The sequence below is a fragment of the Micromonospora sp. HB375 genome (genome assembly GCF_017872985.1).
Lineage (GTDB): Bacteria > Actinomycetota > Actinomycetes > Mycobacteriales > Micromonosporaceae > Micromonospora > Micromonospora chalcea.
The window spans coordinates 2,943,740-2,966,231 of sequence record NZ_JAGGJO010000001.1 but is presented as its reverse complement, the minus strand read 5'-3'; the positions used below and the strand labels follow the sequence as shown (position 1 = coordinate 2,966,231).

General features: G+C 74.7%; 3 protein-coding genes. All 3 read left to right on the top strand.

The features are described 5' to 3' along the window. The first annotated feature begins 4 nt into the window (after window positions 1-4). Genes J3R08_RS13655 through J3R08_RS13645 form a run of 3 tightly spaced genes read left to right on the top strand, consistent with a single transcriptional unit; the run spans window position 5 to window position 22,489 of the window. Complete coding sequence (locus tag J3R08_RS13655; RefSeq protein WP_064446312.1) at window positions 5-415, top strand: YbaB/EbfC family nucleoid-associated protein; 411 nt, start codon at window positions 5-7, stop codon at window positions 413-415. Further along, entirely contained in the window at window positions 412-1,296 is an 885-nt protein-coding gene (locus J3R08_RS13650) for a WXG100 family type VII secretion target (RefSeq protein ID WP_209961456.1), read from the top strand. The genes J3R08_RS13655 and J3R08_RS13650 overlap by 4 nt, the downstream gene beginning before the upstream one ends. A gap of 28 nt (window positions 1,297-1,324) precedes the next feature. Beyond that, window positions 1,325-22,489 (top strand): DUF6531 domain-containing protein, encoded by a 21,165-nt coding sequence (locus J3R08_RS13645; RefSeq protein WP_209964529.1) that lies wholly within the window; start codon window positions 1,325-1,327, stop codon window positions 22,487-22,489. The last annotated feature ends 3 nt before the right edge of the window (window positions 22,490-22,492 follow it).

Here is a 22,492-nt window from a genome sequence, read left to right as displayed (position 1 = left end):
CGTCGTGAACTACAGCGAGCGCATCGAAGGCCTGTTCCAGGAGTACGAGCGGCAGCGCAACAGCCTCACGGAGATGCAGGCCCGGATGAGCGCGCTCTCGGCCACCGCGTCGTCACCGCGCCGCGAGGTGAGCGTCACCGTCGGCCAGAACGGCGTGCTCACCGACATCCAGTTCCCCACCGGCGCCCACAAGCGGCTCACCACGGCCGACCTGACCCGGCTCGTCCTCGACACCTACGCCGACGCCAAGGAACAGGTCATGAACCAGGCGGCCGACGTGCTGGCGCCGATGCTGCCGGACGGTGTCGACGCCCACAAGCTGGTCCGGGGCCAGGCCGGCGCCGACGCGTTCCTGCCGAAGGAGCCGCGCATGGTGACGAGCGTGCGGGAACTCCTGACCCGGGGACCCGAATGACCGGCGACAATCCCGGCGGCCGGTTGTGGGTCGACCCGGACGGTGTGGAAGGGCTCGGCAAGGCGTACGAGTCGCACGTCCAGCTCTACGAGTCCTACCTCGCCCAGGCGATCGCGCTGCGCGCCCGGTACTCCAACGCCTGGGGCGACGACGACATGGGCAAGGAGTTCTCGGAGAAGTTCCTGCAGGGCATGGACAACCTCGAAGCGATCATCGGCGGCGTCAAGGGCACCCTGCACTACACCGCCGAGGGCCTGAAGGAGAGCGGCCGGGCGTACCGCGAGGCCGACGAGGCCGCCGCCGACGTGAGCCGGATGTTGGCAAAGGACTTCGACGGCCTGCGGCGCCCCGCGTACCCGATGCGGGCGGCGGTCACCGGCGACGTGCCGGAGCCTGCCGCGGAGGGTGAGCCGCGCCGGCCTCATCTGCTGTCCCGCCGCCGGGCGGCCGGCGAGCCGGTCCCCGAGCAGGCCGGGCTCCTTCCGCGGCAGCAGGGCACGCCGCTGCTGCCGGTGGAGCCCGCCGAGCCGCTGATCCCGGTCACCGCCGCCACGCCGGCCATCTCGTCCTACTTCTCCAAGCCGGAGTACGCGACCGCGCACGTCGGCGGCCGGCCACTGCCCGACGGGTACCGGCTGATCGCGCTCAACCCGTTCGCCGACGGCAGCACCCGGGTGGACGCGAACCTCTACGACTCGATCACCCCGCTGGCCGGAACGCCTGTCACCGCCCCGGACGGCAGGGAGATCGATCCCGGACAGGGCCGATTCTTCGTCGTCAAGGAGAACCCGGCCGCCGACCCCACCGTCCCCGGCTACCAGCCGCTGTACCTGAGCTACGCGCCGGACGGCACGCCCTCGCCGATCATCACCGGCGCCTGAGCCACCCACCACCCGTCGCCGGTAGCACATGCCCGACTTCCACATCCCCAACGACCCGCAGTGGCAGTGGGCGTACGACCTGATCCTCGTCGCCGTCGGTGAGGAGTACCCGAAGGCCGACCCCACCGCCCTTCGCGCAATGGGCGACGAGTTGTACGCGCTCAGCAGCACCATCCTCAACGGGATGGGCGCCACCGCCAACCTCGGCTACGGGCTGGCCGGCAGCCTGTCCGGCCCGGCGATGGACGCGTTCCAGCAGTACCAGGTGGGCATCACCAAGAACGTGCCGGCCGGCGGCAACATCGCGCTGGCGCTGGGCGGATCGGCGTACAACTTCGCGCTGGACTCGGAGAACACCCAGTACAACATCGTCATCGCGGCCTTCACCCAAGTCGTCGAGATCGCCATCGCGCTGGCCTCCGGCTTCGGCGCGGCGGCGGTTCCCGCCCTGATCAAGATCGGTCAGGAGATCGTCAAGGCTCTGATCGACCTGTTCCGGCAGCGCCTGCGGCACATGCTGATGCGGCTGGCCTGGGAGGCGTTCCAGGAGGGCCTGGAGGAACTCTGGCAGAGCGCCGCCGCCCAGGTGACCCAGATCATCGAGGGAAACCGCAAGTCCCTCGACTACAAGGACCTGGCGATCTCGTTCGCCGGTGGCGCCTTCATCGGCGCGGGCGTCAGCGGCGTGCAGATGATCGGCGGCAAGTTCTTCCCGAAGATCAACGACAGCATCCTGTCCCGGGAAGGGTTGTCGGCGCTCGCCGAGACGCTGTTCGAGGGCCTGTTCACCATGATGGTCGGCGGCGGTGGATTCAACCCGTGGGCCACCATGTCCTCCTCGCTGATCGGCGGGATGGCGCACCACTACGCCACAGTGGTCGGCAACAGCTACGGCCCCGGCGCGGGCGCCAAGGCGCCACCGAAGATCGAGACGAACAGCCTCACCACCACGCCGTCCACGCCGCCGCCGACGAGCGTGGACGGACCACCGGTTCCCCCGCCCGTCGGCTCCCCCACCGGGACGGGCGCAGGTCACGGCGGCGCCGGGAACCAGGGCGTCGGTGGGCTGCCCGCCGACGGCTCCGGCGCCGCCGGTGGCGCCGTCGGCGACTCCGGTCCGGGCCGTTCGGTCGGCGGCATCCAGGGCTCCGGGGGTCAGGGCTCCGGAGGTCAAGGCGCCGGGAGTCAGGGCGGCGCCGGTCAGGGTCCAGGTAGTCAGGGGCCGGGTCAGCAGGGCGCGGGAAGCCCGGGCGTCCAGGTGGGTGCGGGTTCGGCCCCCGGTGGGCAGACCGGCGCTGGAAGCGCGACGGCCGGTGGGCAGAGCGGCGCCGACGGCCCGGTCGCGAGTGGTCAGGGCGCGGGTCGCGACGGCACCGGCAGCCAGGGCGCCGGCAACCCCGCCGGGACCGGCAACACGGCCGGCGGGACGGAGGCCCCGGTCTCCACCGGGGACAGGTCCGCGCGCGGCGACTCGACGGGTACTGCGACCGCAAGCCCGTCGACCGCCACCGGCGCGCCCTCGGCCGCCCCCGCGACGGTGGTCACCGACGCCGCGACGACGCGCGACGGCACCCTGGCCGGACCGGACGTCTCGACGTCGGGTGGTGGGCTGCCCGGGTTCGACACCACCACGCCGTCGACGTCGGCGACGCAGCCGCCCGCCACCTCCGGCTCCCCACCGGGAGCCCCGGCCGGACCGACGCCGTCCACGACCGCGCCGTCCCCCGCTACGTCCTCCCCGGCCACGCCGTCGGCCGCCCCGCCCGCACCCGCCACCGCTACGTCCTCGCCGAACCCGCCGTCGGCGGCCACGCCCGCGGCGGGGCGGACCGACAGCACCGGTGCCGCGCCTGTGCTGCCACCGGTACGGGAGCAGGCGGGCGGCGTCTCGGTCGAGGTCGCTGCGGTCGGCGTGCCACCGGCGACCGGTCCCGCAGGGGGCATCGACGCGCCGGCCACCCCGGCACCCGCGACTGCGGCGTCCACACCGACCGGGCCGGTGGTCACCACCGACGGTCCAGCCGTCACCGTGGAGGGTGCGACGACCGCCCACGCCCCGGTGGGCGCGGACCACACCGGCGGCCGGGACGACCTCGCGCAGGCCGGTTCCCACCCCGGCCCGGCCCGGACCGGCGACCCGGGAACGACTCAACCCGTCACCCCGGCTACCGGAACGCCCGGCCGGGCCACGCCGAGCCCGCAGTTCCAGCGGGCGAAGGCGAACGCGGAGCCGCAACGGCTGCGCACCGAGCGGTACGTCCCGTGGAAGGACACCGTCGTCCCCGGCACGCACCTGCTGCGCGGCGAGATCACCACAATCGACTTCACCACGCGGGAGTTCACCGCCGACGGACGCGACTACCGGTCGTTCGACGTACACCTGGATCTGGTCTCGAAGAACGACCGGATGTCCCCGCAGGAGCTGCGGGACTTCGCCGACGCCGTGCAGCGCACCGTCGACGAGATGGTCAACGACAGGTACACGCTGCCCGACGGGCGGCTGCTGCACATCGACCTGATCGTCGACACGCCGCCGTGGCGCGACGGCATGACCCGCGACTGGCAGGCCGATCCGCGCCGCAACCCGCCGGTCGAGGTGACCTCCGAGACCGGCGTCCGCTCCGACCAGCATCTGTGGAACACCGGCGACCGCCTGAGCGTGATGGTGCACGAGGTGATGCACTACCTCGGCGCCAAGGAGGGTCACCAGGCCGACGAACACCTGCTCACCACAGTGGACCGTTCGGGTGTGATGGGTCTCGAGGTCGACGTCCTGCCGACGTCGTCGGAGCAGGCCGCGACCTCGACCGGGCCGGTCGACTACCTCACCGCCGAGGATCTGGCGACGATCCACGACGCCGCGCTGACCGCGGGACCGGTACGCGAACTGCCGATCCCATCGGCGACGCGCGAGCAGGCGCCGGACCCGTACCCGAATCCGCAGGTCCCGTCGCGTGCGCCGGCCCCGACACCGTCAGAACCGCAGGCCGCTCCGGTTCCCCCACCGCCGCCGCCGCCACCGCCGGTCGCCCCGGTGCCCCCGCCACCACCGCCACCCATCGCCCCGGTGCCGCCGCCTCCCCCCGGGGTGCCCGGCCCTCCGCCACCACCGGCCGCGCCCGGCCGCCCGCCGCGGCCGGCCGGAGCGCCGACCCGGAACACCGCCCCACAGCGGGCGGACCTCTCCGCTGCCACACTGCCACCCCGGCAGCAGCCCGTGCCGACGGCGATCGGGCGAGCGCTCACCGACAAGTACCAGATGGTGCACGTCCTCGACCAGGGCTCCCCGGGCCTGGGCCACCAGGCGGCGACGGTCGCCATGCTCGACGGGCTGGCCGCGACCGGCTACCAGGGCACTGTGGTGCTGACCTACCCCAGCAACAAGACGCCGTACTACGCCGGGCAGCTCGGCCGGCAGGCCGACTTCGACAGCCCGGTGGGCTCGTACGACCTGTTCCACCGCGAGTGGACCGGTCGCCGGGGCGGGATGAACGTCGTCATGCGTCCGCAGCAGAAGCCCGTCGACCCGGGCGAGGGGCGGATACAGACGCCCGCCGACGACCTACGCAAGGAGCGGGACTGGAAGGAGAGGCAGTGGCCCGGCGCCGGCGGCAGCGATCTGCCCGACTGGCGACGGGAGCTGCAGCCGTCGTTCCGGAAAGAGGCGGAGACAACCGCTCAGGAAGTCGGCCAGGGCCTGCGCCTCGACCTGGTCCGCGCCGAAACGCTACCTCCGGGCGCCGCCCTGATCGTCCTGCCGGCCGTCGACGCGAAGAACAACGACGGCTCGGAGGTGAGCGAGGAGAAGAAGGAGGAGTGGTTCCAGAAGAACTGGGAGCGCGGGCTACGCGACGCCCACAACGGCAAGCACGACGTGCTCACGCTCCAGCCGTTCCTGTGGGACAAGTACCCCCGTCAGTTCCGCAGCGCGGACGGGACGGTCACGAATCTGGACGAGATCCTGCCCGGTGTTCCGACCTACCGTGGCCGGCCACCGGCCACCCCGCCGCCGGCCGCCGCCGAGGTAGTCAGGGCCACCGGCGTTCCCGGGGCCGACGCTCTCGCGAATCTGGTCGACAACCCGGACACCGACGTGGTGCTCGTCTACTACGGCATGACCGAGGCCACTCCCAAGCACAGCGACGTGGTCGGCCGGCTGGCCGCCGCCGCCCGGCCCGGCCGGCCGACTGTCGTCCTGGTGGTCGGCGACGCCGGGCGGAGCTTCACGACAGGCAACCCCGACGTCCACGTCGCGGCGCTGCCCCGCGTCTCGCCGGAGCAGATGGCCGGGCTCCGCGACCGCGCCACGCTCGTGGTCACCGAAGGCGCCAACACCTGGCAGGAGTCCCTCGCGGCGGGCAAGCCCACGCTCTCGGTGACCGCGTCCGCGGGTGACACCCGGCCGTGGGAGCACGGGCCCGCGTCGGTCCGGACCGACTCCGGCGAAGGCCGCGACCGGCTATTGGCGGCGTCGGAGTACCTGCGGCACGGCGGCGATCCCGCCACGGTGCGGGACTTCGTCCAGGACGACGACGGCAGCGTCCGCACGTACTTCGACGGGTGGCAGCAGGCCCTCGGCCAGACCGGCTCCGACCAGGTCGACCAGGCCCTCGCCACGGTCACCGGCCTGAAGTTGGACCCGGAGGCCCGCTCGCGTGAGGCCGCGCCGGGCGCGCCCCCGGTGGACACCACCGCCCGCACGGCCGGGACCCCGCCGGCCCGGCTCGACGTACCCAAGACCCGCGACGAGATCGCCCGGGCGCGCCACGAGCAGCGCGACACCGCGCCGCACCGGATCGCGAACACCAGCGCGTACGACGTGATCGTCCGCGACCCGAGTCCGGACACCCGGGTTCCGGACGTGGTCGCGCGCTCCTACGAGCGGGCCGGTCTGCCCCTTCCGGCAGCCGGCCGCCCCCGCCTGCGCCTCGAAGCGGTCGACAACCGCATCGCGTACGACCACCGGGTGCTCGACCTCGGCGACCGGAACGTGCAGGACTTCACGGTCAAGGTCTTCCTGGACGCGCGCGACGCCACGGCCGCCGCCGCCCGGGACGAGGTCGAGACCCGGGTGACCGAGGCGGTCGACCGGATCTACAACCAGGGCTTCCGCATCGGTGACCGCGACCAGCTGAACGTCACCGTGGAGTTCGTGACCCGGCCCGGCGAGGCGCACGCCGTCGTCGCGCTGCACGGCACTCCGTCGCCGACCACGCAGACCGCCTGGTCGACGCATTCGTCCGACCTGGACCTGGCGCACGAGATCGGGCACTTCCTGGGCCTGCGCGACGAGTACGCGATACCGGGCCGGGCCCTGGAGCGCGCGCTGGTCCGCGACGACAACTCGCTGATGGCGACCACCACGCCGCAGCCCGGCAACGAGCCGCGGCTGCTGGCCCGCGGCGTCGAGCGGATCGCCGGCCTGCGGCACGACGTGCTCTCGCCCGATCGCGGCGCGCTGCCGCCACGGACGCGGCCGGCCCGGTTCGAGCCGGTACGGGTGCCCGGCGGCCGCAACGCGCGGTTCGACGAGCTGACCGGGCACACCCGCGACGTCGACCCGGGCAACTACCGGCAGGCGACGATCGACCTCAAGACCGAGGCGGCGCCGATCGGGTTCGTCGTCAACTCGATGCTCCCGGCCGCCGACGTCGACCAGATCCCCGAGGTGGTCCGAGCCGTCACCGAGGGCCTCGCCCCGGGCACCCGGGTCGCGTTCGTCTTCGGCGTCAACACCACCGCCGAGGTGCCGGACCTGGCGTTCCGGGACGCTGTCGCCCGGGCCGCCCGGCTCGCCGAGAGCCTCGACGTGCCGGTGGCGGTGAACGGCTACGCGGTCGGCACGAAGAACGACAAGTTCCCGTACGGCCGCACCCGCAACCAGGTGCTGCGCGATCCCGACACGGTGGCCGCGATCCAGGGCCTCGCGCAGGGCGGCCCGGACGGCGCGGACCGCCGCTACCCGTACGTCTCGATCCAGGACTTCGACCGGGGCGCCCGGACGGTCGCCGACGGCACCCACGTCTTCGACCGCGTCGACCGGGCGACCCGGTTCGACCCGGAGGCGACCGGGCAGCAGGCGGACTCCCCGGCCCGGCCCTTGATGATCTCCGGCGGTTACCGGGTCGGCGACGCCACGGATCTGGTCCGGCGGACCCGGGAACGGCTGGAACGACGCGCCCGCGACCACGAGGCGAGGATCGCCGAACTCGCCACGCGCGACGACCGGGAGGCGCGCAAGGAACTCGGGATCGAGCGACAGAAGCTGGCCGCCGTCCACGGCGGGCTCGGCAAGCTCGCCACCGAGGCCGGGCAGGAGAAGTTCGTCCGGGACTTCGCCACGGCCGTGGACGAGGACATGCGCTCCCGGGACCGGCAGGCCACCGTCCACCCCATGCTCCCGTACTCGCCGGAGCCGAACCTCTTCGTCGACGGCCTGCTCGTCCTCGGCCGGCCCGAGGTCCGGTTCGGTGACGCGGGCGCCGAGTTCCTCCTGCTGGCCGAGAGCCTGCACCAGGCGTACGGCGACGAGCTGGCCGTCGCCCACGGCGCGGCGACGCCGGCCGGCCTGCCCCCGGACGTCCTCACCACCGATGTCCAGGTCGAGTCGCAGAACAACAGGCACCCCGACCGCGACCTGGGGTTCATGACGGACTTCGTGGGCGCCGCCACGCCCACCGACCTGTCCCGGCTGGCGGCCGACTTCGCCGCCGGTAACTTCCTGCCCCAGTCGCACGCCGTGCCCACGAACGCCAACCGGCAGCTGTTCTACACCGAGGGCACCGGCTTCAAGGAGTACCGGGCCGAGCTGCGCAAGCCCGACAGAGCCGCCGGCAAGCCGTTCGCCGCCCCCACCGACGTGACGCCCCGCCGTGCCGGGGTGGCGCGTGCCCCGGGCGAGCCGCCGCGCACGTGGCAGGAGTCGCTGACGCCGGAGCAGCTCCAGCAACTCGGCGCGCAGCCGCACAACCGGCTCGTCACCACCGTCTCGCTGCCGCCGCCCGGGGCGGGTCCCGCGCCGGAGCCGAGCGGCGAGTTCACCGTCGACCCCGACCTGGACCCGTCGAAGCCGGCCCGGACCGTGGGCCTGCCGACCAGCCAGCGCCTCGTCGCCGCGCACCTGGTCGCCACGTCGAACGACTCGGGGACCATCCAGCAGGAGTTCGCCGCCGCCACCGCCATCGCCGATCGTGGTGGGCTCAGCCGGCAGCCCGGCTCCCTCTACGACGCGATCGCGGCCGGGCTGCCGGGCGCCGATGCGAACACCCTGCGGATCGACACCCTGCGGGCGGGCCGGGACACGATCGTGCTGGACGACGCCGCCGCGATGCGGCAGCAGCGCCCGTACGACAACGGGCACTTCGTGCGGGCGGCCCTCGCACCAGACCCCGGCACGCAGCGCCGCGGCGCCCCGATCGACGACGCCGAACGGCAGCGGATCGGCAACGCGCACGACGTGGTCGAGTTCGCCGCCGCCCGGGGCAGCCGGGTGCACCTCACCGTGCACGACGGGGCGGGCGGCCCGGTCCGGGAGTATCAGGTGCGCGGCGCCAAGCCGCAGGGCCGGCTGGCGCTGGTCCGCACGATCGACGCGTGGGGCGGGGTCACCTACGCGCCGTACGTGCCCCCGCCGCCCCCGGCGGCTGACACCGGCGACGACAGCGACAGCGAGTCCGGCGACTTCGGGATGTTCGGCGACGACGGCCTCGCCACGTTCGCGCCGACCGCCACCACGACAACGACCACGACCACGAGCGCCACGACCGGCGGCGCCGTCGACTCCGGCCTGGTGTTCGCCGCGCCCGGCGACCGCGCCACCAGGTCCACCGCCCGGGACTTCCCGGACCGGCCCGACCGCTACCACGTGTTCGGACACGGCGAGACGGACGCGATCCGGGTCGGCGACGCCCGGATCACCCCGGCGCAGCTCGCCGCGCGCATCCGCGAGGACCACGACCGCTGGCAGGGACGCCCGATCGTCCTGATCGTCTGCGACAGCGGCACCGACCGCCGGGACGGCTTCGCCGCGCAGCTCGCCCGCGAACTGCCCGGCACCAGGATCATCGCGCCTGGCGGCGTGGTGTGGGCCGGGTCGACCGGACACGCGATCGTCACCGGCAGCGACAGTCGCGGCCCGGACGGCGAAGCGCTCACCCCGCCGACCGGTGACACCCGGTTCGTCGAGTTCGAGGCGTCACCCACCGACCCCGCCCGGCTCACCGTCACCGAGTTGTCGCACGTGCTCGACGCGTACACCCCGGTCGGTCAGGTCGACCCCGACCGGACGGCTCGGTCCGTCGCGCAGCTCTCCGCCTGGGCGCGGTCCGACGCCACCGAGGTCGAGACCCGGACCCGGCCGGCGCTCGACGCGCTCGCTCCGGCCCTCGACGACGCCACCCGGGCCGACGCCACGCACCGGCGCGCCGCCGGGCTGCACCGCGACGCGGCGAACCGGGTGGCCGACCTGTCGGAGAGCCAGCTCCAGCTCGACCAGCGCGCCGACGAGGCACCGAAGCTGGCGCGGGCCGGCGTCGACGCGGCGGCCCGGGCCGGGGACACGGCCGACGCGCGGCGGCTGCGCGAGATCGCCGGCCGGACCGAGGAGCACATCCGCGACCGGGACGCCGGGGTACGCGCCTCGCTCGCCGCCTCGGCCGCCGAGGTGGCGACCGTACGCGACCTGCGCGACGACGCCGCGTGGGCGCAGTCGACGGCGGCGCGCGCCGACGCGGACCTGCGGTTCCTGCGGGAGCGGCACGACCGGCTCGCCGCCCTGCGGGCCGAGACCCGGCACTGGGCGGACCAGGCCGCCCGGGCGGCCGCCGACGCCACCGCGGCGCTCGGCCTCCCGCCCGGCCCGCGACGGGACCTGGCGCTCGCGGACGCGCTGCTGCGGGCGTACCCGGCGGTCAACGCGACCGCGCGGCGACGCGCCGACCTCGACCGGATCACCGCCGAGCTGGCCCCGCTCGGTGACCTGCCCACCGCGGTCCGGGACCGGCGCGACATCGCCGCCCAGGCCGAGCGCCTGGTCGCCGACGTGGCGTCCCGGGCGCCCGGGGCGTACGCCGCGCACACGGCCGCGCTGTCGCACATGGACGAGGCCCACGACTCGCTGACCGGGTCGGAGGAGCGACTCAACGACGTCTACGACCTGGCCGAGCGGCTCGGCGTGCCACCCCGGTCCCCGTCACCCGCGCCGGCCGACGCGCCGGACGCGACGACGCCGCAGGACGACGCCGACTCCGACCTGGAGCCACCGGCCGACCTGCTGGTGGAGACCGGACCGGCGGGCCTGGCGCCGTTCTCGCCGCCGGAGACCCGCAGCGACGAGACCACAGCGGGCGAGGCGGCCCCGGCCGAGGCCGCCGCCGAGGAGATCGGCACGGCGCTGACCACCGAGGGCGAGGTGGCGCTGCCGTCACCCGAGGCGGTGCGCCGGCGCCTGCCCGCCTACCTGCGGGACAGCCGCACCCTCGGCCTCGCCGAGCAGCTACGGGCCACCCGGGACGCGGCGCTCGGCGCGGCGCTGCGGACCCTCGACCCCCGCCTGCCGGCCGACGTCGTCGCCGCGGTGGAGGCCGACAGCCGCGACGACATCGACCAGTTCCTCGGCGCGGGCCGCCCCTACCCGGTCACGGTCGGCGGCCGCCCCGCCGAACTGGTGGTGACCGCCGTCCTCGACTGGGACGGGCTGACGGTTGACCGGGTGCACGACGACCCGCGCAAGGTCACCACGAAGACCCGGGAGAACCTCACCCACACGCTGCGGCACACCCGGGACCGGCACGTCGAGCCGAAGGCGACTGTCACCGCGCTGCCGGGCGTGATCGTCGGCGCGGGCGGCTCGGTGCCGACGGCGCCCACCACCGAACACTCCACCGCCCACAAGAGCACCTACACGTCCACCACCACGGTCAAGGTCAGCGACCTGGCCGAAGTGACAGTGCCGATCCGCTTCGTCGCCCGGCTCGTCCGGCCCGGCCGCCCCGACACCGGACCGGTCCAGGCCGCCGGCACCGTCGCTCTCGCCGTACCGACCGGGTTGCGTCCGGTCGGCGCGACCGCGCCGTCGGCCGCGGGCCCGGCGCTCGACGGACCGGTGCCGGCCCGGTTCGCGGTGGAGAGCGTACGCAGCCGCCCGGCCGATCCGGGCGCCACGTTCTTCGAGCAGGTCGAGGCGATCCTCGCCGAGGACGGCATGGGCGACCTGGTCCGCATCGGCGCGCCCGGCCGTCCGGCCGTGCAGAAGCTGCTCAGCGACGCGGCGTTCGCCGGCAAGCTGCCGACGACGGTCGTCACCGACCCGGCGAACCGGCACGACGGCTGGGTCCGGTCCGGTTCGCTGCCGCGCGGCGCGCGCACCGGCTGGCGGCGCTTCTTCCCGGGCCGCAGCCAGCAGGTCGAGGTGCGCCTGGTCGCCCGCCGCGTCGAGCAGGTGGAGAGCGTCGACGGCATCACGCACGTCGACACGTCCGCGCTCGCCGCCGAGAGCACCGGCGGCGCCACCGCCAAGCGGCTGTGGGGTGTCTGGGGCACCGCCGGTCCCGGTGTGGACGCAGGGCCGCTCAGCCTGGTCGTCGCGCCCCGGGTCGGCGGCAGCCGGGAGTCCGGCGTCAGCCGGACGATCACCGAGCGGACCGGCGCAAAGCAGACCGTGACGGGCACCGCTCCCGCCGTGCGGTACCGCGTCGAGTACGGCGTCCAGGTGCGCGTCCTGGGCCGTCCGCCGCGGATGCTGGCCGGCTCCGTCGAGGCGCTCCAGTGGACCACCCGCGACCGGCTGCCGGGCACCGCGCTCGACCCGGGCGGCCGGGAATGGCACGGACGGCGCGGCGCCGCCCGCACCCACTTCGCGCCGGCCCGCATCGAGCGGGGCGAGTCGTTCGGCGGCGCGTACCTGACCCGGTTCGGCGACCAGGGGCTCTACGAGACGGTCGCCGAAGCGGTGCGGTCGGTGCCCGGTCACGACCGGTTCCGCCTGGCCACCCGGGACGAGATGCTGCGGCACTTCGACGACCCGCGGCTCGCCGACGGGCTGACCCCGCAACTGCAGGCGGCGCTGAGCCGCGACGCGGACCTGCGTACCCAGCTCTCCCCCGACCAGCTGCGCCACCTGGCGGACCGGATCGTCGGCCCCGGGCTGAAGATCCCGCTGATCCGCACCGGCACGTTCCACGACCACGTCACTGTGGTGACCATCCGGGGCACCCTCGGCGACGTGTCCGACGGCGACCTGCTCGACCACGACAAGATCGGCGCCGACACCAAACAGGACGCCCGGTCCACTGTGACCGGCGGGCGCGACCGCAGCACGTCGGCCGAGATCAGCCTGGAGCCGCGCATCCTCGGCCCGCTCGGCCAGGCCGCCTCGGCGATGCTCGGCGGCCCCCGCGCCGCCGTCACCTGGAGCGCCGCCGACGAGAGCGCGATCACCGGCCGGCAGGCCGCCGAGAGCAGCCACTGTCCGGCGCTCGACGACAAGGGCAAGCCCACCGGGGTACGGCTGCGCCAGTTCGCCGCCACCCTCGACCTCACCGTCACGACCCGGTCCAGCGTGCGGGTCAACCAGGCGGGCCGGCAGCTGTCCGTCGGGGCGTACGGCCGGGACGTGCCCACCGTCGTCGCGACGTCCGAGCAGCGCCCCCGCACCCACCGCCTCGACGTGCGCATGCTCGTCCCCGAGACGCGGGTCTCCCGGCAGCGCCCCGCTCCCGAGCCCGGCCCCGCCGTCCGGGACGAGCAGACCATCGCGTACCCGCCGCCGCTGAGCCGGATGACCGGCGGACCGCACGACCTCGACGGACGCCGGGTGGAGTCCTTCGTCGGCGCCGGCCGGCTGCAGGAAGCCGTGGTCGACACGCTGCACGAGGCCAGCGGCGACGACATCTACACCGCCGAGGACGGCCGGATCTCCACAGTCGTCGCGGACGAGCTGTCGCCGGAGCGTCTCACCGGTGACGCCGAGCTGTTCAGCCGACCGCTGGCGCTGAGCAACCTGTGGCACGGCCGCCGGGCCGCGGACGCCCGCGCCGACGTGCGGGTACGGCTGCGACCGACGAACCCGGTGGTGCTCGACGACGCGGACGAGTTCGCCCGGATCAAGCGGACCTTCGCCAGCGGCACCGCGCGCAAGACCACGCACGGCCGCTCGGTCGAGCTGAGCCTCTCCGCGACCGGCGTCGCCACGGTGAGCGGCCCGGCCGCCGAGCACGGCGGCAGCACCGGCCGGCCGGCGGGCGCCGTCGTCCTGTCCGTCACGCCGTGGCGGCGCGCCTGGGGCCGGATCAGCGAGCGCAGCGTCTCGGGGATCTCGAAGCTGCGCGTCGGCGGCCGGCCCGAACGCGAGCTGCTGGTGCGGGTCGACGTGGAGGCGGAGGTGGTCGCCGAGGCGCGGCACGACACCAACCTGCTTCCGCTGGGCCTCTGGCCTGCCTCCCCGGCCCGCCGCGCCGGCCGGCGGCTCACCCTGCCGGGCGCTGTCGTCATGCGGATGACGCCGGCGGAGCTGAAGCGGCTCCAGGACCGCGACCGGGCCCGCCGGCACCGGAGCGCCGACGTGCGGCTGCAACTGCGGCACGCCGAGAACGCCGAGACGGTCCGCGCCGACCAGCGCGAGCAGCGCGCCCGGATGGCGCGGGCGCAGGCCACCGAGCGCGGGAAACTGCTGCGGCGGCAGCACACCGAACGCCGCGACGCCTCCGACTACGTCGACCGGGTACGCCGGCGCCGCGAGGTCGGCGAGGCGGAGCGGCGGCTCGTCGACCAGTCCTTCGCCGCGCTGCAGGAGCGGCACCGGCGCGAGCTCGCCGAGCTGACCGCGACGCACGACGAGGCCACGCAGGCGCTGCTTCAGGCGCAGGAGCGCCAGCGGGCCGTACAGGCCGAGCACCAGCGGCGCGAACGCGAGCTCGTCCGGCAGGAACAGCAGCGGCAGGACGAGGCCGCGGCCGACCCCGGCACCCCGGACGACACGGAACAACCCGCGTTCCGGCCCGGACCGCAACGCTCGTTCGGCATCGGCGGCGCCACCACCCACGTCGACCTCACCGACCGCATCCCGCACCTGCGGCGGGCCCTGGCCCGGGCGGCCGGCGAGGAACTCGCCCAGGCGATCCTGCCGTCCACCCAGGACCGCAGCCCCTTCGACCCGGTACGCGGGCTCGGCAGCTCCGGTTTCCTCGGCGCCGCCCACCTGCACCTGGCGGACGCGCTAAACGGCGGCCGGAGCGAGCCGATCCGGGTGGAGCGGCGCTTCCGGGGCTCCACCTACCACATCACGCTGACCGCCGAGCCGATGGGCGAGCCGAGCTTCACCGGCATCGAGGTGGTCGACGAGCTGTCGGTCACCGACCGCTCGGTCGTCGGCGAGGCGCACACCCGCACCACCTCCCGGACGGCGGCGCAGGTGACGCTGACCGCGCGGGCGCAGGGCACCGAGACCGAACGGGTCGAGGACGACGCCACCCGGACCACCGGGCACGGCCCGGCCTCCGGCACCGTCGCCGCCGGCCTCACCGGCACCGCCGCCCTCGGCAACCGGGCCACCAAGGCGACCGAACGCGCCGGCCGCACGTACGAGCAGACGCTCACCGTCTCCGGGCCGGTGCCGACGTTCCGCGGGGCGGTCCGGCTGACCATGACCGTCACCGGCAAGGGGCTGCCCGAGGACGGCGTGTCGATCCAGACCGTCCGCGACGTCACCACGTACTCGGCCACGCCGGGCCGGTCGCAGGCCGTCTCCGAGCCGGTCACGGCGGTACCCGCCGGGCAGACCACCGATGCGGGGCGGCAGGTGTGGCGCGCCGCCACCGGCTTCGATCCGCTGCCCGAGCCGGGCCGCTTCGCCGTCGAGGACGTCCTGGTCCGCCTGCCCGACCTGCACGAGGCGGCCCGGCAGGCGCTCGTCGCCTCGGGCGTCGAACCCGGCCGCGACGTCACCGCAGCGCTGCGCGACGCCCTGACCGTCACCCGGATGAAGGCGCTGCCGGCCATGCTGGCCGGCGCGTTCCCGCTGCCGATGCCGGCCCGGCTGGGCCGCGACCTGTTCCTCGACGCCCGCCTGGTGGCCCGCCCGAAGCTGCTGCGCGCAGACGCCACCGTGAAGATCGGCGGCTCGGCGAAGCGCAGCGCCGACACCGAGTACGAGCAGACCAGCGCTCATTCGTTCGCGCTGAGGACGGCCGGGCCGCTGGTCGTCGGCGGCGTCGGTCATCCGGGCGGCGCGAGCAAGGTCGGCGAGCGGGACGCCTTCAACGCGGTGAACGCCGCGACCCTCGTCGAGCAGCAGCTCTACCGCACCGACCCGGCCCGCCAGGTGAAGGACGAGGGCAAGGTCGCCGTCAGCACGACCGGCAAGCCGACCCGGCGCACCGACCCGGACGACAAGCTCACCGCGGCGGTGGAGTACGACGTCGAGTTCCGTTTCGTGGCGCGTTCCCGTGACGCCGCCGGCAAGCACCGGGGCGGCGCCGAGGTCCGGGTGCCGGGCGGCTACGTGGTCCGGCTGGACGAGGAGGCGGCCCGCACCGTCACCGGCCGGGACCTCCCCCCGGGGCTGCGCGCGTCCGCGCTCGCCGTCGCCGACGCGGCGAAGACGCTGTCCGAGACGACGGCCCGCCGGGACGGCCTGACGTCCCGGGCCGACGCGGATCCGGAGGACGTCGCCGCCGCCGAGCGGGCCGTGACGGACGCCGAGCGCGCCTGGTGGGACGCCCACCACGCGCACGAGGCCGAGGTGACCCGGCCGCCGGAGCCGGTCCCGCCGGAAAACGTGCCGGCCGAGGACGTCGCCACCCCGACCGCGCAGACCCCGCTCGTCGGCGACCCGGTCGACGTCGCCACCGGCCGGGTGATCTACACCGAGGTGGACGCCCGGCTCCCCGGGCTCACGCTGGAGCGGACCCACCGATCCGACTACCGCCAGGGCCGCTGCTTCGGCCCGGCCTGGGCCTCCACGCTGGACCAGCGCGTCGTCACCGACGCCACGCACGCGCGGTTCCTGGCCGCCGACGGCTCCGTCCACACGTACCCGCTGCCCGCCGAGGGCGACGAGGCCCGGCCGGTCCTGGGCCCCGGCGGGCCGCTGCGCCGGCTGACCGGCGGCGGCTGGCTGCTCACCGAGCCGGGCCGGCGGCTGCTGTTCGCCCCGGCCACCGGGCACGGTGACTCGTGGCTCAGCGACGTGGTCAGCGACGACGTCGGGTGGCACGTCGAACGCGCCGCCGACGGCACCCCCGAGCTGCTGACCTGCACCTCCGGCGTGGTCGTGGTGCCGCACCTGGCCGGCGGCCTGGTCGTCGGCGCGCACGTACGGGCAGCCGGCGACACCGCCGCCGAGGCGCTCCACCTGCCCACCTTCGGCTACGACGACCGGCGGCACCTGGTCGAGGTACGCAACTCCTCCGGCCACGCCACGCGGCTGCGCTACGACGAGGCGGGCCGGCTGGTGCGCTGGCAGGACCGCAATGGCGAGTGGTTCGGCTACGACTACGACGAGGCGGGCCGCTGCGTGCGGGCCGGCGGCGCCGGTGACTGGCTGCGCTACCGCCTGCGGTACGACGACGGCGTCACGTCCGTGACGAACTCGCTGGGCCAGGTGACCCGGTACGAGATCAACGAACGCCGCCAGGTCACCGCGATCGTCGACCCGCTGGGCGCTACCACCCGGCAGGAGTGGGACGCGGCGAACCGGCTGCTGTCGCGCACCGACCCGCTCGGGCGCGTCACCCGGTTCGACCACGAAGCGCGCACGGTCACCCTGCCGGACGGCTCGACCCACCGGGTCCCGCCGCCCCGGCCCGCGCCCGCGGGCGGCATCGAGTTCGACGCGCTCGGACGGGTCCGGGTGACCCGGGCCCCGGACCGGGCGGTCACGACGTACGGCTGGACCGCCGAGGGGGACCTCGCGTGGCGGGTCCGCCCGGACGGCTCCACGCAACGGTGGTTCTACGACGGTGAAGGGAATCTGGTGGACGTCATCGACGCCTCAGGAAGGGCGGTGAGCTTCGAGTACGGCCCCTTCGATCTACCCACGGCCCGGGTGGACCAGGCGGGGAACCGCACCGAGTTCACGTACGACACGGAACTACGGCTCGTCGGGGTGACGAATCCGGCGGGCCGGACGTGGCGCTACGAGTACGACGCGGCCGGCCGCCTGTGCGGGCAGACCGACTTCGACGGCCGTACCCAGCGCTACGAGCACGACGACGCGGGACAGCTGGTCGCGCACACCGATGCCGCCGGCACCGTCACCCACTACCGCTGGGACGCGCTGGGCCGGGTCGTCGAACGCCGGGTCGGTGACGCCGTCACCCGCGTCGAGTACGACGCCGACGGTCACGTCGCGGCCGTGCTCAGCCCGGACGCGCAGGTGCGGTTCACCCGGGACGCCGAGGGCCGGGTGCTGTCCGAGACGATCAACGGCCGGACGGTGCACACGTCGTACACCGATTCCGGCGCGGTCGCGACGCGCACCACGCCGTCGGGCCGGTCGAGCCGGTGGACGTTCGACGCCGCCGGCCGCCCGGAGCGCCTGACCGCCGGGGAGCACCTGCTCGGCTTCACGCACGACGACGCCGGCCGGGAGATCGGCCGGACCGTCGGCGGCCTGGTCGCGCTGCGGCAGACCTTCGACGCGGCGGGCCGGCTCACCGGGCAGCAGATCGCCGACGCCGCCGAGCGCCGCTACAGCTACGACGCCGCCGACCGGGTCACCGCGATCGCCGACTCGCTCGCCGGTGACCAGTCCTTCACCGCCGACGACACCGGCCGCATCCGGGCCGTCGACGGGGACGTCCCGCAGCGGTACGACTACGACGAGGCCGGCAACCTGGTCGGCGCCGGTGGCGGACGCTGGGAGTTCACCGGCACGATGCTGGTGCGCTCCGACGACGCGACGTTCTCCTACGACGCGAAGGGCCGCCTCACCGGCCGGGTCGACGCCGCTGGCGCGTGGCGCTTCGAGTGGGACGCCGAGGACCGGCTGGTGCTGGCCGTCACCCCCGGCGGCGACCGCTGGCGCTACCGCTACGACGGCTTCGGCCGGCGCATCGCCAAGCAGCGCCTCGGTGACGGCGACCGGGTGCTGGAGGAGGTGTGCTTCGCCTGGTCCGGCGACCTGATGCTGGAGCAGACGCACCGCGACGTCACCGGCGCGACCACCACGACCACGTGGGACTACCGGCCGGACGCGCCGGTGCCGGTCGCGCAGACCGACGGCGGCACGCTCCGCGCGGTGATCACCGACAGCATCGGCACCCCGACCCACCTGGTCGAGCCGGGCGGCGGGCTGCGCTGGTGGTCGCGGGGTGACCTGTGGGGACGCGGCGCGGACCGCACCGTGACGCCGCTGGCCTTCCCCGGCCAGTACGTCGACGCCGAGACCGGCCTGCACTACAACCGGTTCCGCTACTACGACCCGGCGACCGGCCGGTACGTCAGCCCCGACCCGCTCGGTCTGACCGGAGGCCCGAACCCGACGGCGTACGTCGCCGACCCGCTGACCGTGGCCGACCCGCTGGGTCTGACCAGTTGCACGCCGGCCCCGGCTACGCCCCACCCGATGGCCGCGGTGGAGCCGGCGCTCGCCGTTCCCTCCGCGCAGACGCCCAGCAGCCTGCCCACGACCGCGGCGCCGCCCCCGCCGAGCGCGCTGTACGGCATGCCGGTCTGGGTGCGGGAGACCAGGCGCAACGCGGACGGCACCGTCACCCACGTGTACGTGGAGCGCGACACCCCGTCGCCGCCGCCGTTGAGCACGCCGGTCGGTCAGGTCACCGCGCAGGCCCAGGCCTGGTTCGACACCGTCGGTTTCGCCCCGCAGACGGCGCTGGCCGACACGTCCTCGACGGCGCACCAGAGCTTCGAGAGCATCCGCGCCGACATGTACGCGCGGACCGGTCACCGTCCGCGTACCGGTCCCCGCAGCAACCGCGAGGGTCACTTCAACGAGCCGATGATCGGCAGCCGCCCGTACAACCACCCGGACGGGACGAGCGGCCTCGGCGACCGGATCGGCGCGGAGTCCGACGGCGGTCGCCGCACCGCCGGCCAGATCGCGAACTACCTGCGCGGCTTCACCGCCCTGGAGTCCATCGAGAGCGCCGCCGGGCGGGAGTTCGCCACAGTTGTCGCGTTCGCCGAGCAGGCCCGTGGCTACCGCCAGGAGCGGCACGAGGCGGCGAACGCGCTCCAGGAGATCCACTCACTGGCCCGGAGCGGGCGCGCACGGCGCTACTGGGGGGACGTCGGTCACTGGTACGGCCCCGCCCGTCGTGGCTACGCCAGCGAGGAGGACTACGTACCGCCGTCGGAGCGTCCCCGGCCCGATCAGCTGATCACCGGTGAACGCCGGCCGCAGCGAACCGCGGCCCGCACGTTGGCGGTCGACGGCGAGCCCAGCGGCAGCCACGACCGCAGCGACAGGTCACGCAGCCCGCGGGACCGGAGCCGTCCCGGCGGCGGCAGCCACCGGCGCGGCGGTGGTCAGGCGTACGGCTTCCAGGGGCCGCAGAGCGCTCCCGCGAGCCTCGGCGCCGCCTCCGCCACGCCGTCGGCGGACACCACGACGCCGCTGGCCGAGCAACTGGCAGCCGCGCAGGGTGACCCGGCGGCGCAGTCCCGGATCCTCGACACCTTCCGGGACGCGCTGTCCCGCGACGTCCCGCTGAGCAACGGGTCGACGCTGCGGATCCTGGCGGCCAACTCGCACGGCGGCACCGCGAACACCGCCGCCGACCTGGCGACGCTCGACGACGCGGACCGGGGGCACCTGCGGCAGATCCACCAGGGCCGGGACGCGGCCAACCAGAACGACTGCGTCACGCTCACGATGGCCGTGGACAGCTACAAGCAGTCCGGGCTGATCACCCAGATCCCGCCGCAGACGCACCCGAGAGCGCTCAGCGACATCCAGAAGCAGTACCCGGGCCGCACCACCGAGGAGGTCGGCACCCTCCAGGGCCTGATGGACGCGCTCGGCGCCATGCCGAACGGCACCAACGGCATCGTCGGCTTCCGCACCGACGGCCCCGGCGCCGTCGGCCACGTGGTCAACGTGTCGAAGGACTCGCAGGGCCGCGTGACGTTCGAGGACTCGCAGGTGCCGGGCCTGGCCACGCTGCCGCAGATCGGCCCGGACGGCTCCGTCGTCCTGATCCGGACCAGCGACCCGCAGCCGGCCCCGTCCTCGGACGTGGACATGGCCTCGGTCCGCGACGCCGACTCCGACGTCGACATGGCGTCCGTCCGCGACACCGACTCCGACGTCGACATGGCGTCCGTCCGCGACACCGACTCCGACGTCGACATGGCCGACTTCTCGCCGACCACCGAGACGTTCGCCGGGGTGGCGCCCGAGGCGGTGGCGAAGACCACCGCGCAGACGCCCACCGTGGGTGACCCGATCGACGTCACCACCGGGCGGATGATCCTCACCCACACCGACGCGGTCCTGCCGGGGCTCACGCTGGAGCGGACCTACCGCTCCGACTACCGGTGGGGCCGGTCGTTCGGCCGGGCCTGGGCCTCCACCCTGGACCAGCGGATCATCGTCGACGGCGAGCAGGTCCGCTACCTGGCCGCCGACGGCTCGCTGCTCACCTACCCGCTGCCCGCCGAGGGCGAGGTGGCGCAGCCGGAGACCGGCCGGACGCTGCCGCTGCGCCGGCTGGTGGGCGGCGGCTGGCTGCTGACCGATCCGACGTCCGGCCGCAGCCTGCTGTTCGCCGCGGCGTCGGACACCGAGTCGCTGCTCACCGACGTCACCGACGGCGGCGTCAGCTGGACGATCCAGCGCGACCGCCGGGGTACGCCGACGCAGCTGCTGTCGTCGACCGGGGCCACCATCGCGTTCACCTCGTCCGCCGGGCTGATCACGATGGTCTCCCTGCCCAACGCCGCCGGTGACCTGATGGCGGCGTCGCGGTTCGGCTACGACGGTGACCTGAACCTGATCGAGGTGACGAACTCCTCGGGCGACCCCGAGCGCTTCACGTACGCCGACGGGCGGCTCGTGCGCTGGGAGGACCGCAACGGCGAGTGGTACACGTACACCTACGACGAGGCCGGCCGGTGCGTCGCCACCGACGGCAAGGGCGGCTACCTGCGCTACCGGTTCGACTACCAGCCGGGCCGCACCGTGGTGACCGACTCGCTCGGCGCGGTGCGCGTCTACGAGCTCAACGACCGCTTCCAGGTGGTCGCCGAGACCGACGCGCTGGGCGCGACCACGCGCAACGTCTGGGACGAGGCGTACCGCCTGCGGTCCACGACCGACCCGCTGGGCCGCACCACCTCCAGCGAGTACGACGCGCTCGGGCGGCTGGTCGCGGTCACCCGGCCGGACGGCAGCCGGTCCACCACCACGTACGACGACCTCGGTCGTGCGGTGTCCTGGACCGACTTCGACGGGAGCACCCGCAACCGTCAGTTCGGCCCGGACGGCCTGATGGTCGCCGAGGTGGACGCCGCAGGCGAGGTGGTCCGGTACGAGCAGCCGGCCGCCGACGGCCGGGGCACGACCACGCACGTCGGCCCGACCGCCGTCGTGCGCGACCCGGCCGGGCAGATCACCTCGGTGAGCACCGGGCAGGGCGAGACGGAGTACGTCTACGACGCGCTCGGCCGCCTGTTCAGCATCGAGGACGACAACGGTCTGACCGAGTTCGGCTGGACACTGGAGGGCGACCTGGCCTGGCGGGAGAACCCGGACGGCTCGGTCGAGGAGTTCCGCTACGACGGCGAGGGCAACCTGGTCGAGTGGGTTGACGCCACCGGCCGCCGGACGATCCGCGAGTACGGCGCGTTCGACCTGGTCACGGCCGAGATCGACGACGAGGGCAACCGCACCGAGTACGCGTACGACACCGAGCTGCGGCTGGTCCGGGTCACCAACCCGGCGGGCGCGACGTGGACGTACACGTACGACCCGAACGGCCAGATGGTGTCCGAGACCGACTTCGACGGCCGCACCCAGCGGTACGTCTACGACGCCGCCGGGCAGCTCGTCGAGCGCACCGACGCGACCGGCGCTGTCACGCACTACGCGTACGACCTGCTCGGCCGGGTCGTGGAGCGGCGCACCGGCGAGGCGGTGACGCGGTTCGCGTACGACGCGGCAGGCCGGGTCGTCCCCGCCGGGGACGACGACTCGCAGATGCGGCTGGAGCGTGACCCCGTACCCCGGCGCTGACCC

Excerpts from the sequence above, each read along its gene's own strand:
- J3R08_RS13650 (WP_209961456.1), top strand. The coding sequence starts at position 412 with ATGACCGGCGACAATCCCGGCGGCCGGTTGTGGGTCGACCCGGACGGT.
- J3R08_RS13645 (WP_209964529.1), top strand. The coding sequence starts at position 1,325 with ATGCCCGACTTCCACATCCCCAACGACCCGCAGTGGCAGTGGGCGTAC.